A 16,676-nucleotide genomic window follows, 5' to 3' on the forward strand; every position below is an offset into this window, starting at 1 on the left:
CATTTGAGCATACTCTGATGACGCGCACGCAGGAGTTTGTGCGCGCACATTGCACCGGCTTCGCAAGGAGAGACTTGGATGCATCGCTTGTTTGCCGTCGCAGTTTGTGCGGCCGCCTTCCTTTGTTCGTCGCCGGCGGCGGCGAACGCCGCAGCGCCTCCGTCGCCCGCGCCTTCGATGAGGCCCGCCGCGCCGAGCCCGCACGCCAGCCCGACGCCCACCGCGTCACCGACGCCGACCCCGGGGCCTGCGTGGGGTAACGCGAGCTGGCGAGAGATGGGGCCCGCAGCCGGCGGGGGACGAATCGCCGCCGTCGCTGGAACCGATCAGGATCCCAATCTCTACTACGTTGGAACGGCCGGCGGCGGCGTTTGGAAGAGCGCGAACGCGGGCGAGACGTGGGATCCGGTCTTCGACAAGGAGCCGATCGCGGCGATCGGCGCGGTAACGATCGATCCGAACGACGATCGCACGGTTTGGGTCGGAACGGGCGAATCCAATCCGCGTAACGACGTGAGCTACGGAGACGGCGTCTACAAGAGCACCGACGGCGGTGGGACATGGACGAACATGGGGCTGCGCGATACGAAGCAAATCTCGCGCATTCTCGTCGATCCTCACGATTCTCGCCACGTCATCGTAGGTGCCCTCGGCAATCTCTTCGCGGACTCCCACGACCGCGGCGTCTACGTGACGTGGGATGGGGGCAAGACGTGGCAGCAGACGCTTTACGTCGGCCCGCAGAGCGGCGCGTCGGACCTCGCCATGGACGTGCAGAATCCCAACGTGATCTACGCCGGCATTTGGCAGTTCCGGAGGCGCCCGTGGACGTTCACGAGCGGCGGCCCACAAGACGGCCTCTACAAATCGACCGATGGCGGGCGCACGTGGACGAAGCTGACCGGGCACGGTCTGCCGGCCGGCGTAACGGGGCGGATCGGTCTCGCCGTCGCGCCGAGCGACGGAAACCGCGTCTACGCGCTCATCGAGTCGAGCGCGGGGATCCTCTGGCGTTCGGACGATGCAGGTGCAACGTGGAAGATGGTTTCGAACGACACCCTCGTCGACCAACGCCCGTTCTACTTCTCGCACATCGCGGTCGATCCGAAGAATCCCGATCGCGTCTACGCGGTCTCGATGATGCTCGCGCTCTCCAAGGACGGTGGAAAGACGTTCCATCCGATCGCGCAAGCGGTGCACGTGGATTATCACGCCATTTGGATCGCACCGGATAATCCGCAGCGCATCATCGTCGGCGAAGACGGCGGCTACGCGCTCACGCTCGACGGCGGGCAGAACTGGTCGTCCTCGCTCAACATGCCGATTGCCCAAATCTATCGCATTGGGCTCGACAGCGGCAATCCGTACACCGTCTGCGCGGGTCTGCAGGACAACAACGCGTGGTGCGGCCCCTCGAACTCGCTCGATCCTGCAGGCATCCTCAACAAGCACTGGATTGTAACGGCCGGCGGGGACGGAGAGTGGTCGCTCGTCGATCCAAGCGATCCGAACTGGATCTGGTCGGATAGCGAGGACGGCGCCCTGCAGATTTACAACCGGGTGACGCAAGACGGCTGGTTCGCCGATCCCTACGACCAGCTCGGTGGCGAGAGCTTCGATCTCGCAACCAGCCGGTACCGCTTCAACTGGGAGTCGCCGATTGCGTTTGCGCCGTGGGATCCGCACGTCGGATGGTACGGCGGCAACGTCATCTTTCAGACAACCGACCGCGGAAAGAGCTGGACGGTAATCAGTCCCGATCTGACGCGCAACGACAAGGCGCATCAGCAACCCGCGGGCGGACCGGTTACGCACGACGTTTCGGGAGCCGAATACAGCGATACGATACTCGACATCGAGGGGTCGACGCTGCGCCGCGGCGAGATCTGGGTGGGTACGGACGACGGGTACGTGCAGATGACGCTCGATGGCGGCAAACAGTGGCACAACGTGACGCCGCCCGGCGCTCCGGCGTACGGCCGCTTCGCGACGGTGGCGCCTTCGACGCTGCGCGATGGAACCGTCTACGCGATCGAAGACGACCACTACACGGGCGACGACGCGCCGTACGCGTGGGTGACGCGCGACTACGGCCGGCACTGGACGTCGATTGCCGGCGGGATCCCGCGCACCGAGTGGGCGCGCTCGATCAGGCCCGACATCAAGAATCCGAACGTCGTCTACCTCGGCACCGAGCTCGGGATCTATCTCTCATATGACGGCGGTACGACCTGGCATTCGTTCCTCAACAATATGCCGCACGTCTCCGTGCACGACATTCGCATGCAGCCGCAGTTCGACGACCTCGTGCTCGCGACGCACGGCCGCTCCGTGTATGTCATGGACGACATGCGCCCGATCCAAGAGCTGCAAACGGCTATTGCGCGTGGGACGTATCTCTTCCAGCCGCGCACGGCGTACGAGTACACGTTGCACGAGAACGACGAAGGCACGTACACGCGCTACGCCGCCGACAACCCGCCCTACGGCGTGATGATCTCCTTCTATCAATCGGCGCCGCAAAAGAGCGCGCCGAAGATCGAGATCCTCGACGCGCGCGGCCACGTCATCCGTACGATCTCCGGCACGCACGCAGTCGGGGGCAAGCAGGTGCCGTACGTCGAGAACAAAGCGGGATTGAATCGCTACGTGTGGGACTTCACGATCGACGGCCCCGTCAAATACACCGGCGCGCCGAAGATGTTCCAAGGTCCCGACTCGATCGTCGGCGTTCCTCCGGGGACCTACGCCGTACGCATGACGCTCGGGACGCACACGTATCTCCAGCACTTCGCGGTCAAGCCGGATCCGCGGTCGCATTTCACGCAGGCGGAGTACGAGCAGACGTACGCGCTCGGCCGGCACATTCAGGCGCTCTTCTCCAACGTCGACGTGATGCTGAACGCTCTCGATACGGTGAAGAAGACGCTCGCGGACGACTTGACGAAGGCGCAAAAGGCAAACAATGCCGCGCTCGCAGCACAGATCGTTGCGGCGCAAAATGCCCACGACGCGATCTTCAACGAGCTGACCGCGAACTATCAGAACGCGGAGGACAGCATTCAGCGGCCCGGCAAGCTGCGTGAGGACCTCGAAACCGCCTTCTTCACCGCGCTCGGTCTCGTCACGCAACCGACGACGTCGTACGTCCATCGGGCCGAAGGCGAATACGCGCACGGCGTGTCCGGTTACAACGCCTACGTGCGGTCCCTCGCCACGCTCAACGCGTCGCTGAAGGCTGCCGGTCTCCCCACGGTGCCCACGAGCGTCAAGGAGGTCCATTGATGCACTTCGCCCGACTCGCAGCGCTCGTCACCGCGGCGCTCGGCGCGACGGCGGCAATCGCTGCGGGAACGCCGTACGCGCATCTCACGTGGCGCTCGGTCGGGCCGGCCTCCGGCGGAGGCCGCGTCGCAGCGGTTGCCGGCACGGCGAGCGATCCTAACCTCTATTACATCGGCTCCGCGGGCGGCGGCGTTTGGAAGACGGTCAACGGCGGAGCCACGTGGACGGCGGTCTTCGAAAAGGAGCCCGTTGCTGCCATCGGCGCGGTCACGATCGATCCGACGAACGAGAACGTGGTTTGGGTCGGCACGGGTGAAGCGAATCCGCGCAACGACGTCACGTTCGGCGACGGCGTCTACAAGACGACGGACGGCGGTAAGACGTGGACGAACGTCGGGCTGCGCGACACGTGGAGCATTTCGCGCATCCTCGTCGATCCGCACGATCCGCTGCACGTCGTCGTCGGGGCCTTTGGCGATCCGTTTCGCAATAGCGAGGCCCGCGGCGTCTACGTGACCGAGGACGGCGGCAAGACGTGGAGCAAGACCCTCTACGTCGGCCCGCAGACCGGCGCCGCCGAGCTCGCGATGGATCCGAACGATCCGTCCGTGATCTATGCGAGCATGTGGCAGTTCCGCCGCCTGCCGTGGACGTTTCACTCCGGTGGGCCGGACGACGGCATCTGGCGCTCGACCGACGGAGGGAAGACGTGGACGCGCCTCGCCGGCCACGGTTTGCCGAGCGGCTTGACGGGGCGCAGCGCCGTTGCCATTGCGCCGAGCGACAGCAAGCGCGTCTATGCCATCATCGAAGCCAAGGGCGGCATCCTCTGGCGCAGCGACGACGGCGGCCAGAACTGGACCATGGTTTCGAACGACACGCTGGTCGACCAGCGCCCCTTCTACTTCACGCATTTGGCCGTCGACCCGCGGGATGAGAACCGCGTCTACGCGGTTTCGATGATGCTCGCGCTGTCGAAGGACGGCGGCAAGAAGTTCGCTGCGATCGCGCAAGGCGTCCACGTCGACTATCATGCGATTTGGATCGCCCCGAACGATCCCAATCGCATCATCGTAGGTGAGGACGGAGGGTACGCGATCACGCTCGATGGTGGCGCGCACTGGTCGTTCTCGCGCAACATTCCGATCGGCGAGGTCTATCACGTCGGTCTCTCCCTCCACCAGAACCCGTACTGGGTCTGCGCGCCGCTGCAGGACAACAACGGCTTCTGCGCGCCGGAGAACTCACAGAGTCCGGGAGGGATCGCGAACGCGGATTGGCAGGACGTGATCGGCGGCGACGGTGAGTGGGCAGTGCCCGATCCGAGCGATCCTTCGCACGTGCTCGCCGACTTGGAAACCGGGCGGATCGTGGATTACGACACGCACGCGCGCACGAGCCGCTTCGTCGTTCCGTACTACGATTTCTCGCGCAATGCCTTCGCGCTGTACGACGCGCGTTATCGTTTCAACTGGGACGCGCCGATTGCATTTGCTCCGTGGAACGGACACGTTGCCTGGCTGGGCGCGAACGTCGTCTTCCAAACGATGGATCGCGGCGTCCACTGGATGCCGATCAGCCCCGATCTCACGCTGAACGACAAAGCGCACCAGCAACCTGCCGGCGGACCGATCACGCTCGACGTCTCCAGCGCGGAATACTCCGACACGCTGCTCGACATCGAAGGCTCGCCCGCGCGGCGCGGGGAGATCTGGACGGGCGCGGACGACGGCGTCATCGCCGTGACGACCGATGGCGGCGCGCATTGGGCCAAGCACACGATCGCGGGCGTACCCCCGTACTGCCGCGTCGAGACGATCGCACCATCGCCGTTTTCGGCGCGTACGGCATACGCGAACGAAGATTGCCATCGCTCCGGCAACTATCGCCCGTATCTTTTCGTGACCCACGATTACGGCCGCACGTGGACGAAGATCACGAACGGTCTGCCGGGCGGTGTCTGGGCGCGCACGATTCGCCCCGACGACCGAAACCCCGATCTACTCTTTGCCGGAACCGAGACGGGGTTGTGGATCTCGTACGACCGCGGCACCGTGTGGTCGCCGTTCAACCTGAACATTCCGACGGTCTCGATCCGTGATATCCGCGAGCAGCCGGAGTTCAACGATCTTGCCATCGCGACGCACGGGCGCGATCTCTGGATCCTCGACGACATCGGCTCGCTGCAGGGGCTGCCTCAGGCGCAGCGCGCGGGCGCCATGCTCTTCGCGCCGCGCGTCGCGTACGAATACGCCTTCGAGTCGAGCGGCGACGAGGGGGCTTACACGGACTTTCGTGGTGCGAATCCGCCTTCCGGAGCGATCGTCGACTTCTATCAAGCCGCGCCGCAGCCGCACGCCCCGTCGATGGAGATCCTGGACGGCGCCGGACACGTGATCCGGCACATTCTGCCCCAGCGCAAGCCCGCGAAGGCGGCCCCGTTCAACCCGTACGCGGGACCGGGGGCGGGACCCGGCGTCACGAACGATGCGGGCATCAACCGTGTCGTGTGGAATTTCCGCGAGGACGGGCCGCCGCTGTGCACGGTCTGCGCAAAGGAGTTCCGCGGCTCCCCCGTCGGAGCGTTGGTACTGCCCGGCCGGTACGTCGCGCGCATCACGCTGAACGGCCGGACGTATTCGCAAGCGTTCGTCGTGCGTGCCGATCCGCATCACCCGTACACGCTCGCGCAACTGCGCGCAGGCTATGCGTTCGCTCGCAGATACGGTACGGTCTCCGGCAAGATCAACACGGTGATCGATCGCCTCGCGGCGCAGCAACGCTCGTTAGAGGCCTCGTATGCCGCACTCGTTGCGAAGAACGCCGCGCTCGCGGCGCGGGTAACGGCGGCGTTGCACGAGGATCGCGCGATCTTCCATGCGTTCACCGCCGATTACCACAACGACGAAGACTCCATTCAACGGCCGGGCGCCTTGAAGGAAGACGTCCCACGCGCGGGATTCGGGCCGTCACAACCGCCGCCGACGCCGGCACTCCTCTCGTACGCACGCCGCTTCGACGTCGAGTACCGCGCGGCGATGGCTCGCTACGACGCATACGTGCGATCGCTGGGCGCGCTCTCCGCTGCGCTCCGCAGCGCCGGAGCGCAACCGGTCGCGGGAGCGACGCCGGTATCGCCGTGATCTAACGCGATCTGCTGCAGCGGTTCACGAGGCAAAGAGACGGCGCAGGAACGCGTCGTGCCGGTAGGAGCCGTTGCGGCCGAAGTGCACGGCGGCGAGATTCTGCGATGCGACGATGTAGAGCGCCTGTCCGCCCGCACCGCTGGCGTAGGCGAGATCGTCCGGAGCTCCCTTGGCTCCGAGCCACCAGCACAAGCCGTATCGCGGATTTGCATTCGAACCCTTGAAGCACGCGGCGAGATCGTCGCGGTGCGCGAGCACCCAGCGCCCGTAAGCGAGCCAGTCGCGTGCCGTCAGCTGCGCTCCGGTCGGAAGGGGATGCGTGCCGTCCGCGAGCGTGCGCCACGACGCGACGGTGACGCCTGCGGGGCCGAGCACACGCTCGCGGAGATAGCCGAGTGGGGTGAAGCCGAGCGGCCCGAGCTTGCGGGCGAGCACCCCGCCAAAGACTTGCAATGCGATACCGCCGTAGGTGAAGCGGGTATCGGGCGCGTTCTTCAACGGCGCCGCGAGCGCCGCGTCGTACGTCGGAACGGCATTGCCTAAGCCGCCGAATCCGAAACCCGCCGTCAGGCGCAGGAGCATCCGCAACGTGACCGCGCTCTTTCGCTCGTCGCTCGCCCATGCGGAGAACGTCCGAGAGACGAGCTCGTCGAGCGTGAGTATTCCTTCGCGCTGCGCGACGAGCGCGGCAACACCCCAAAAGCTCTTCGTCCCACTATACAGCGGATGCGCCTGCGCAACGGTGTATCCGTCCGCGTACGTCTCGAGTTCGATCTGCTCGCCGCGCGCCACCACGAGTGCGTGCAGGCCGTGTGCGCGCGCGTAGGCGAGTGCCTCCACCGCGCAGGCTCTTCCTCGAGCGGGGCGGTATCTCCGTCTGCATGCATGTCCTCCTCACCGGCGCCGGCGGGTTCGTCGGTCATCACGTACTCGAGCACTTCCTCGTCAACACGGATGCGTATCTAACGCTGACCGACTCGTTCAGGCATCGTGGAACGTCGGAGCGCATCACGGAAGTGCTCGAAGGAAGGCCGGGCTCGCACGGGCGCGTCTCCGTCTTGACGCACGATCTCACGACGCCGTGGAGCCAGTACGGGATCAGTGCGATTCGCGAGCACGGTGACGTCGATGTCATTCTGCAGATCGCGTCGGAGAGCCACGTCGACCGCTCGATTGCGGAGCCGGTGCCGTTCGTGCGCAACAACGTCGACGTCGCGTTGAACGCGCTCGAGCTCGCGCGGACCCTCGAGCCGAAGGTGTTCGTTCTGCTCTCGACCGACGAAGTGTACGGGCCGGTTCCGCTCGGCCGGCCGTCGATCGAATGGGACCCGATTCTACCGAGCAACCCATACAGCGCGTCGAAGGCAGCGCAGGAAGCGATTGCAATATCGTATTGGCGCACCTACGACGTTCCGTTGGTCATCGTCAACGGCATGAACCTCATCGGCGAGCGTCAGCACCCGGAGAAGTTCATCCCGAAGGTTATCGCAAGCGTGATCGACGGCAAACCCGTTCCGGTGCATTGCTCGAGTGCCATCGTACGCGAGCTCGGCAGCGCACCGTTGCGCGCCGAAGATACCGAGCGCGTCGAGCGAGCGCAGATCGGCCGCCGCTGCTACTTGCATGCGCGCAATCTCGCCGACGCGATGCTCTTCTTGGTTCGCGACGCGCGAATCGAGGGAGCGCCGCTCGAGGCGACGGTGCGCTACGATCCAAGCGGTCGTGGTGCAGGCGTCTTTCCGCAGCGCTTCCACGTCATTGGAGAGCAGGAGGTCGACAACCTCACGATGGCCGAGCGCATCGCCGCGTTTGCGGGCAAGCCGCTCGTCTGGGAGGCCGTCGACTTTCACTCGACGCGACCCGGGCATGATTTGCGGTACGCCATGGACGGACGGCGCCTGCAAGAGCTCGGCTGGACACCGCCCGTACCGCTGTGGGACTCTCTTTCGCACGTCGTACGGTGGACGCTCGAGCATCCGCGTTGGATGGTGCACTGATCGGCATGCCGCCCGATCTCAGCGTCGTGATTCCCGCCCACAATAATTGGTGGCTCACCCGCCGGTGCCTCGGGGCCTTGGACGCTCTGCGGTCGTCGTCGGCGGTGCGCTTCGAAACCATCGTCGTCGACGACGCATCGAGCGACGAGACTCCACTCGAGCTTGCGAGCTACGATTGGGTGCGTCGCATGCGGCTCGACGTCAATGCCAACTTCGGCGGCGCAACTACTGCCGGCGCGCGTATCGCGCAAGCGCCGATCGTGCTCTTCTTGAACAACGACGCATGGCCGCTGGGCGACGCCTTGCCGCCGCTGGTCGCTGCGTTCTCGCGTCCCGAGGTGGCCATCGCAGGCGCCGCGCTCTTCTACGAAGACGGCGTGACGCAGGGAGCGGGATGCGTATTGCTTCCGAACGCGCACTGGTTTCTGTCATATCGGAATTTACCGGCGACGCTCGACGCCGTCCGAACGTCGCGCGACGCGATCGTCGTTCCAGGAGCGGCAATTGCGGTGCGTAGGGATTGGTTCCTCGCGGGCGGTGGATTCGATCCGCTCTATCGCAACGGATTCGAGGACACCGATCTCTGCATGCGCGCGCGTTCCGAGGGCCTCGTCACTCGGTACGTTGCCGAGTCCCGCTTCGCCCATTACGAGGGCGCGACGACCGGCAGGTTTACTTGGGAAGAGGCAAACGAGATCGCGTTCTACCGGAGGTGGTCGTCGGCGCTCTCGTCCATCGCACGCACCGAGCGCGGCGAGGTGAGCGCGATCGTCGTCCACCGCGGCCCGAGCGATCCCCTCGGCGAGGCCGTATTGGAGGACGTCCTCGAGGCCATCCGTTCGTACGGCCACCCGGTCGTCGACGCTATTGCTCCGTGGCATCGCTTCGACAGGCGCTTTCGCATCGCGGCGAGCCTGGCGTGGAACTGCGACGGCGCCGCGTTCGCGCCGAGCGTCGAGGTCGCGTGCGAGAGCGGCAGCGTGCATCTGAAAACGCACGGTGCGATCGGGCTGTGCGTACCGTGGATGCCGTGCGCGGAGCCGCGCAGGGCCGGTGCGCCGCGCCCCTCCGGCAGCGATCTCTACGGCTACGCGGCGCTGCTCGATGCGTACGCCGGCAAGGCCGGCGAGGAGGCTAGGCAGGACGCGCTGCGCCGCGGCGCCCCGCGACGCAGCGCTATGCGCGTCATCGATCTCGCACGCGTCGCTCGCTTCGGCCTCGAGCGCAGCGGTCGCGCGGTCTCGAACGCACCGATTCGCATATCCGCATGAGCGCCGGCAGGCAGGCGGACCCGCAGTCGTATCGCGAGGCCATGCGTCGCACGGCCGCGAGCGTCGCGGTGATCACGGCGGCGCACGAAGGAAGGATCCACGGGATGACCGCCACGGCAATGACAAGCGTCAGCGCGGATCCTCCCACGCTGCTCGTCGTGGTGAGTCGAGCGACGAGGACCCATCCCTTCATTCGCAAGAGCGGGCGGTTTGCCGTGAACGTCTTGGCACGCGGTCAGGAAGAGATCGCGCGTCGCTTTGCGGCCGGGATCGAGAATCAATTCGACGGGGTCGCGCACGAGCTCCATGCTGCCGAGGTGCCGATCATCGCCGGAACGGCCGCGGCGTTCGTCTGCATCGCAACGGAGGCGTTCGACGTCGCGACGCACACCATTTTCATCGGCGCGGTAGAGGAAGCCCACCATACGGAGCTTCCGCCGCTCGTCTATCACGACGGCAGCTATCACGCACTAGGCTAGTACTTGCACTAGGTCACGCAGCGGAACGTAGCATACACGTATGGATAGTCGGCGCGGAACCAGTTGCGGAAGCTGCGGCGAACCAAGCGCGAATGCGTGACCGGAGAAGCGCCTTTCAGCACGTAGTGCGCTCCGTCGAAGAAATCGACGGAGTATTGCGGGTAGGACGCCATCGGCGCAAAGCCCGGCAGCGGGCCGAACGGCGTGCTCGTCCATTCCCATCCGTTTCCGACGAGGTCGTTGACGCCCCACGCGCTCGCGCCCGCCGGATACGAGCCGGCGGGCACCGGATCGAACCGTTCGAATCCGAAGTTTCCACGCGCGGCGTCGGGCGGCGCGTCGCCCCACGGGTACGCACGCTCCTCGCCTTCTGGCGTCCCGAAAGCGGCGCGATGGTACTCGGCTTCGGTCGGCAAGCGCAGACCCTTCCACCGCGCGTACGCGTCGGCTTGCCGCTGCGTTACGAAGACGGGCCACGAAATGGGGAGCGGCAGCCGATCGAAGAGCGTTGCGAGCTGCCACCGTTCGCCGGAGCGCCGCCAGAATGGGGGCGTCTCGCCGCCCGCTTCAACGAAGGCGAGGTAGTCGCCGTTCGTAACGTTGTCTGCTTCGATTTCGAAAGCACCGACGCGAACCGTCGTTTCGCCGAACTCATTGTCCCAGCCAAACGCAATCGCCTCACGGGGCGCGCCGAGCGTCGCCGTGCCCGCCGGAATCTCTACCCGGCGGTACGGGGGAGGAACGGCGTCGCGGTGCTCGCTTGGAAGAACGCGCTTGCTCTCGCGCGGCAACTGGTGAATCATGTAGAGCAGCGTCTCGTGGTGCATCTGTTCGTGCTCGATGATGTTGTAGGCGCTTTGCGCTCGAACCAGACGCGGGTTGTCGTCATCGTCGATGCGCGCGCGAGCGAGCGCATCCCGCACGCGCGCATCGCAAGCACGCGCGAAGGCGCGAACGGCTTCGCGCTGCGGCCATTCGGTCGGTGCGACAGCGGCGGCCTCGGAAGGATTGCCGGGATCGATGCCTCGCTGGAAGAGGCGCTCTAGGTCCTCGTCGATCGGTGCGCTGCCGAGCGCTCGCCGCACGAGCGTCAAGAAGCTAAATCCCGGAATGTGGCCTTCGTAGAATAGGAACGGGTGACGCAGCGGAATCGGCCGCTCGTAGTACGCCTGCGGATCGAGCAGATCGAAAATCAGCTCGGTACGCTGCCGGTTCTCCTCGTAGGCGCCCTGCAGTATCGCGCGCTCCCGCGTAAGCCCCGAAATCATCGCCCCCGCCCCTTCGCAACCGGTCAGGAAGAGACATTCCCCGGGTCCGGCGAAAACGGCCGCTCATGACCGCTGGCGAGGCTGCATTCCTGAGCCGACTCACGATCGACCAAGAGGAGGCCGGCTCCACGAGCGGCAGCTTTGCGGAAGACGTGCGCGCGGGCCTCACGTCGTCACCCAAGTGCCTTCCGGCGCGCCACCTGTACGATGCGATCGGATCTGCGTTGTATGAAGCCATCACGCTGTTGCCGGAGTACTATCTCACGCGCGCCGAGCGCGCGATTCTCGAACGCTACGCGGGCGTGATTCTGGAGCGCGTCGGGGATGCCGAGATCGTCGAGCTGGGGCCAGGAGACGGGAGCAAGTCGCGTATCGTCATCGAGGCGGCGCTGCGCCGGCAGCAGATCGTACGCTACCATCCGATCGACATCTCCGCGGCGGCGTTACAGGCGCTGGCCGAGCGCCTCGTCGTCGAGTACGACCGTCTTATCGTAGCCGCGCACTGCGGCGACTACCGCCGCGCTTTGCTCGCGCGCCGGCTGCGCGGCGACGCGCGCGTGATGGTGATGTTTCTCGGTTCGAGCATCGGAAACTACGAGCGCCGCGAAGCGGTTGGGCTTCTGCAGAGCATCGCCACGGCGCTGCGTCCCGGGGACGCACTGCTGCTCGGCGTCGATTTGAAGAAGTCTCGCCAAGAACTGGAGCTCGCCTATAACGATCCGTGCGGGGTCACCGCGGCGTTCAATCGCAACGTCCTTGCCCGCATCAATCGCGAGCTGGGCGGCGCGTTCGATCTCCAAGCGTTTCGCTTTCTCGTCGCGTACGACGAGCGGCGCGCATGCGTCGATTCCTTCCAGGAGTCGACGACCGATCAACGCGTTGGGATCGCGGCGCTCGGCATGCACGTCGATTTTGCCCGCGGCGAGCGCATTCACACGGAATCATCGTACAAGTACGATGCGGACGAGATACGCTCGATGGCGCAAGACAGCGGCTTTAGCGTGGATGACGCCTGGACCGACGGCGCGCAGCGCTTCAGCGTGAACTTGCTCGCGCGCCGCTAGGACGTAAGGTCGCGACTCCGAGCGCGAAATAGATATGCTCGTTGCGCTGCGAGAGCATATCAGCCAACGCGCATAGGCGCCTGAGAGAGAAGGACCCGCGTACCGAAGCACGCGAGCCCTTTCTGGTCGCTACGTTGCGCTAACGGATGCCGTTGTGCGGTGGTCTGTACGTCGAGCCGTAGGAGTTACGCGATCCGCCACGGCGAATCTGGCCGTACCGGCCCCTGCCGTATTGGCTCTGGCCGTATCGGCCCTGGCCGTATCGGCTCTGGCCGTATCGGCCCTGGCCGTATTGGCGACCGCCGCCGCGGTTCCAGCTGCCGTAGCGCTGCGGAAACCGGTGGTAGCGGTAGTAGTTGGCAGCCTCGCGCGAGACGTACCAGCGACGGTTGTCGCGTTCGTAGTATGGGCGTCCGCTGTTGTCGTAGGCGATCGCCCCGACGATCAGGGCGGCGGCGGCTGCGATCGCAATGGTCGACGTCGTATCCGCCGAGGCGGGACGCGGCATCGCGACGAGCGCGGCAGCGAGGACGCCGCTCGCGAGGACGAGCTTGGCGGCGACCGGTTTGATGAAGTTGACGAGCATGGTGCTTCTCCGTTCTGTTGCGACCCGAAAAGAGCGGGCTGCACATAGGAAACGGGGCGCCGCTTCGAATCGGCCCGCGAGATCATTAACTGGCCATTGAGGGCTACTGTGAGAGCGCTGAGAGCGTCACCCGGTTCAAATCGTGTAAAGCGCACATTTCGCAGCATGGAATTGGCCGAACATAAGACGGCATGGAGCAACGCGCTGCAATTGAAGCGTGCTTGGATAGCATCGCGCGCGACGCAGCGATCGGGCCGGTCGCGGTCGTTGCGGCGAATGCGGTGCTCGCTTCGCGCGTGGGTCATCACGACGCCGCCGAGGCCTGGTTCAACCTTGCCATCGAGCGCGTCGGGGACCTGGAGTCCAAAGCGGCGCTCGCCTACCGCTCGTCGCTTGCCTTGCTACGGCGCGGGCGCGTCGAGTGCATCCCCCGGCTCGAGCGCTTTGCCGATCAAGGGTCGTCGCTTTCGGCCGCTCTGAACGCGACGCTCGCGACGGCCTACGTGCTTGCCGATCGCATGCCGGATGCGTACCGTCGTGCGTATCGCGCGCGCGACATCCTTGCCGGTGATGCGGAGTGCGCGCAGCGCGCGCGCACGCTCTATCAGATCGGGTACGTTGCGTTGCGCGCGGGCGAGCTTACCGACGCCAAGACCTTCGCCCACGAGGCGATCGAGTCGGCGCGACGGTGCGAAGACGACGACATCGCCGCTCGCGGCTACAGCCTCCTGTACGAGCTCGCGTACTACATAGAGTGCGACCCACGAAGTGCCCTGCGCTACGTGGAGCTGGCAGAATCGTTCGCCGCAAAGTCGGGCGACGCGCACATCCGCACGTGGGCGATCATGGGGGCGCTCTATATCGAGATGGAGGCGGGCAACCTCAGCCGAGCGCGCGAACGCGAGCGGGCGCTGAGCGCCATCGACGTGGTGCAGAGCGCCGAACAGACGAGCGAGGCACTCGTGCCGGCGCAAGCGCTACGATGCGCATGGAACGGCGACTTCGCGCGGGCGTATCGCATCGTCGCCGAAAGCGGGGAGTCGCAGATCTCGGCCGACCGGCGCGCTCTGCGCTTTGCCGAGGCGGCGCTCTACGCGGCGGCCGCAGGCCTCACCGATGCCGCGCGCGCTGCGATCGAATCGGCGGATTGGACGCTCGCGCAATCGCCGTCGAAAACGAAAGAACATATCGTAGCGCTCGCGTACCTCGTGCTCGCCGCCGCGTCCGCGACCGGCGTCGACGAAGCCGCCCGGCGGCTGCAGAGCCTCTCGGCGATGCGCGCGGAGGTTCCCATTGCGATGGATGCACTCATCGCCGCCGTCGAAGCCGTCTTCGGAAGCTGGACGTCGGCGAAGAACCACGACGAGCTGCTCGATGCCTTTGCAGCGCTCCGCGCGCAGTACCTGGGCGGGATATCGATGCTCCTCGAAGCCCTTCCGGCGCTCGCGTAAAGCTTCGGTCAAATCTCGCTCGACTCGGGACTTTCGACCTACGCATCCGATTGATGCGCGCGCGCGTTCCGAGCTAGACTGACGTCATGGATGGCTCGATCGCGCGGTCCGGTACGCTGCTGTTCAGCGAGCGCCGCGCCTTCTTGCGCGACGCGATTCTCGAAGGAGCCCCGGAAGCAAAGAACTCGGTCTTCGCGCGTGCGTTCGCAGAGTGTTTCGTCGACCGCGTTGCGGAAGCGCTCGAAGAGGGCGCGTGGACGCCGTTCTTGACCTGGGTCGACGTTACGTACCGCCGGCATGCCGAATCGGTCCCTGCGCGCTCCCTTTTTACCGCCGCTCCCCGAGCGGTCTCGGACGCGCTCGACACGATTGGAACGCCGCCGGACGTGCTCGAGCGGTTCCGGTCGGTGGCGCAGGAGATCGCGACGATCGCGGACGGCATTCTCAGCGCTGACGGGGCGGACCATGCAGGAGTGCTCGAAGAGATCGACGTCGCGCTAGCGAGCGTCGTCGGCGAGCTTCGCGCGCTCGACCCGATGACGGCGGATCACGCGCAGGCCGTGTCGGCATGGTGCGGGCGCGTTGCCGAGCGGATGGGCTTGACGAAACCCGAGGCGAGAAAAGTAACGCGAGGCGGGCTCGTCCACGATTTCGGTAAGACTGCGATTCCAAGAGAGATTCTCACGGCGCCTCGCTGCCTGAGCGACGAGGAATGGGATCTCATGCGCGAGCACGTTCTTGCCGGTGAGCGCGCGATTCGCGAGACGCCGTCGCTCCGGCAGTTCTGCTCGATCGTGCGCTCGCATCACGAGCGGTTCGACGGTTTGGGCTATCCCGACGGTTTGGAGTCCCATCGCATTCCGATCACCGTTCGCATCGTCGCGGTCGCGGATTCGTTCAACGCGATGATCGCGTCGCGCCCGTATCGGCCTGCGATGAGCCCGGCGCACGCGCTTGCCGAGCTCAAGCGCTGCAGAGGCTCCCAGTTCGATCCGGGTGTCGTCGACGCGATGATCGACGTCGTCACCACGGGACGCCCGTAGGCGATTCCCGGATACAACGGCCCCGCCGGCCTCGGCACGCCGAACGGAACCGGCGCCTTCGAAGGGAAGCGCTAGCACTTCGCGGGGGCTGACGACTGGTTTGCGGGAAAGAACCTCGCGTGAACGATTTCCGTTACACAGCCGTCGAGAGCCCTTCGTCCGCACTCACGGCCATCGCCTCCGACGCGCGGGCGAGGTTCATCGCAGGCGGCACCACGATACTCGATCTCATGAAGGATCGCGTCGAGGATCCGCCGTTGCTCGTCGACATCAACGCGCTTCCTCTGCGCGCAATCGAGCAACGCGACGACGGGCTGCATATCGGTGCCCTCGCGCGGATGGCCGACGTAGCGGAGCATCCGCTCGTACGCGAGGGATTTCCCGCGATCGCGATCGCACTCGAGCAAGCGGCGTCGCCGCAGCTGCGCAACATGGCTTCGATCGGCGGGAACCTGCTCCAGCGTACGCGTTGCTCCTACTTTCGCGACGTTGCGACGCCGTGTAACAAGCGCGCGCCGGGCACCGGCTGCGGCGCGCTGGCGGGCGAGCATCGGCGCCAAGCCGTTTTAGGAACGAGCGATCGCTGCATCGCGACGCACGCATCCGATCTCGCCGTCGCGCTGGTCGCGCTGGATGCAAGCGTGCATATCTCCGGTCTGCGCGGTAATCGCGCGATCGCGCTGCGCGACTTCTACCGTGAGCCCGGCGATACGCCGCACGTCGAGACGGCGCTCGAGCCGGGCGAGCTCGTCACGGAGGTCGCCGTGCCGGCGCTTCCCTACGCGCGCCGTTCTACGTACGTGAAGGTGCGCGATCGCGCGCAGTACGATTTCGCGCTTGCGTCCGCAGCCGTGGCGCTCGATCTCGTGGGCGGCACGATTTGCGAGGCGCGCATTGCGCTCGGCGGCGTGGCGACGATACCGTGGCATGCGCCCGCCGCCGAACGCGCTCTCGCCGGCGCGCCCGCCGCGCGCGAGCATTTCGAACGCGCCGCCGAAGAGGCGCTGGCCGGCGCGCGCGGTTTCGGGCAGAACGATTTCAAGATTCTGCTTGCAAAGCGCACGCTCGTCCGAGCGCTCGAGATCG

At 65.9% G+C, this 16,676-nt stretch carries 12 protein-coding genes; 9 read left to right on the forward strand and 3 right to left on the reverse strand.

Annotated features, from left to right (window positions below; genetic code table 11):
* Positions 1–276 precede the first annotated feature (276 nt).
* Positions 277–3,285, forward strand: coding sequence for a hypothetical protein (locus tag VMV82_07565; protein HUY41409.1), 3,009 nt, complete (start codon positions 277–279; stop codon positions 3,283–3,285).
* The gene (locus VMV82_07570) at positions 3,285–6,428 is read left to right on the forward strand and encodes a hypothetical protein (GenBank protein HUY41410.1); all 3,144 of its coding nucleotides are present in this window, start codon (positions 3,285–3,287) and stop codon (positions 6,426–6,428) included. Before VMV82_07565 ends, VMV82_07570 begins: the two co-directional genes overlap by 1 nt.
* A 24-nt stretch (positions 6,429–6,452) precedes the next feature.
* Here VMV82_07570 and VMV82_07575 read toward each other — a convergent pair whose 3' ends face one another.
* Entirely contained in the window at positions 6,453–7,271 is an 819-nt protein-coding gene (locus VMV82_07575) for a serine hydrolase domain-containing protein (protein ID HUY41411.1), read from the reverse strand.
* A 41-nt stretch (positions 7,272–7,312) separates the two neighbouring features.
* Between VMV82_07575 and VMV82_07580 the strand changes: the two genes are divergently transcribed.
* Genes VMV82_07580 through VMV82_07590 form a run of 3 tightly spaced genes read left to right on the forward strand, consistent with a single transcriptional unit; the run spans position 7,313 to position 10,178 of the window.
* Positions 7,313–8,428, forward strand: coding sequence for an NAD-dependent epimerase/dehydratase family protein (locus VMV82_07580; GenBank protein ID HUY41412.1), 1,116 nt, complete (start codon positions 7,313–7,315; stop codon positions 8,426–8,428).
* Positions 8,392–9,699 (forward strand): glycosyltransferase family 2 protein, encoded by a 1,308-nt coding sequence (locus tag VMV82_07585; GenBank protein HUY41413.1) that lies wholly within the window; start codon positions 8,392–8,394, stop codon positions 9,697–9,699. Before VMV82_07580 ends, VMV82_07585 begins: the two co-directional genes overlap by 37 nt.
* Entirely contained in the window at positions 9,696–10,178 is a 483-nt protein-coding gene (locus VMV82_07590) for a flavin reductase family protein (GenBank protein ID HUY41414.1), read from the forward strand. Before VMV82_07585 ends, VMV82_07590 begins: the two co-directional genes overlap by 4 nt.
* Before the next feature lie 8 nt (positions 10,179–10,186).
* Here VMV82_07590 and VMV82_07595 read toward each other — a convergent pair whose 3' ends face one another.
* Positions 10,187–11,446 carry an SUMF1/EgtB/PvdO family nonheme iron enzyme gene (locus VMV82_07595; GenBank protein ID HUY41415.1) on the reverse strand — a complete coding sequence of 420 codons (1,260 nt, stop codon included), beginning with the start codon at positions 11,444–11,446 and terminating at the stop codon, positions 10,187–10,189.
* Positions 11,447–11,511: 65 nt separating this feature from the next.
* On the opposite strand from VMV82_07595, the gene egtD reads away from it, so the two are divergent.
* On the forward strand, positions 11,512–12,510 hold the full coding sequence (gene egtD / locus VMV82_07600) for an L-histidine N(alpha)-methyltransferase (protein ID HUY41416.1): 999 nt from the start codon (positions 11,512–11,514) through the stop codon (positions 12,508–12,510).
* Positions 12,511–12,649: 139 nt separating this feature from the next.
* Here egtD and VMV82_07605 read toward each other — a convergent pair whose 3' ends face one another.
* A complete protein-coding gene (locus VMV82_07605; GenBank protein ID HUY41417.1) occupies positions 12,650–13,096 on the reverse strand; it encodes a hypothetical protein in 447 nt (148 codons plus the stop codon).
* Positions 13,097–13,287: 191 nt separating this feature from the next.
* On the opposite strand from VMV82_07605, the gene VMV82_07610 reads away from it, so the two are divergent.
* From VMV82_07610 to VMV82_07620, 3 genes are all read left to right on the forward strand, one after another.
* Complete coding sequence (locus VMV82_07610; protein HUY41418.1) at positions 13,288–14,547, forward strand: hypothetical protein; 1,260 nt, start codon at positions 13,288–13,290, stop codon at positions 14,545–14,547.
* An 86-nt stretch (positions 14,548–14,633) separates the two neighbouring features.
* The gene (locus VMV82_07615; protein HUY41419.1) at positions 14,634–15,590 is read left to right on the forward strand and encodes an HD-GYP domain-containing protein; all 957 of its coding nucleotides are present in this window, start codon (positions 14,634–14,636) and stop codon (positions 15,588–15,590) included.
* A gap of 173 nt (positions 15,591–15,763) precedes the next feature.
* A partial coding sequence (locus tag VMV82_07620) for a xanthine dehydrogenase family protein subunit M (GenBank protein ID HUY41420.1) occupies positions 15,764–16,676 on the forward strand: 913 nt, incomplete at its 3' end.

The organism is Candidatus Dormiibacterota bacterium (genome assembly GCA_035532035.1).
Lineage (GTDB): Bacteria > Vulcanimicrobiota > Vulcanimicrobiia > Vulcanimicrobiales > Vulcanimicrobiaceae > Tyrphobacter.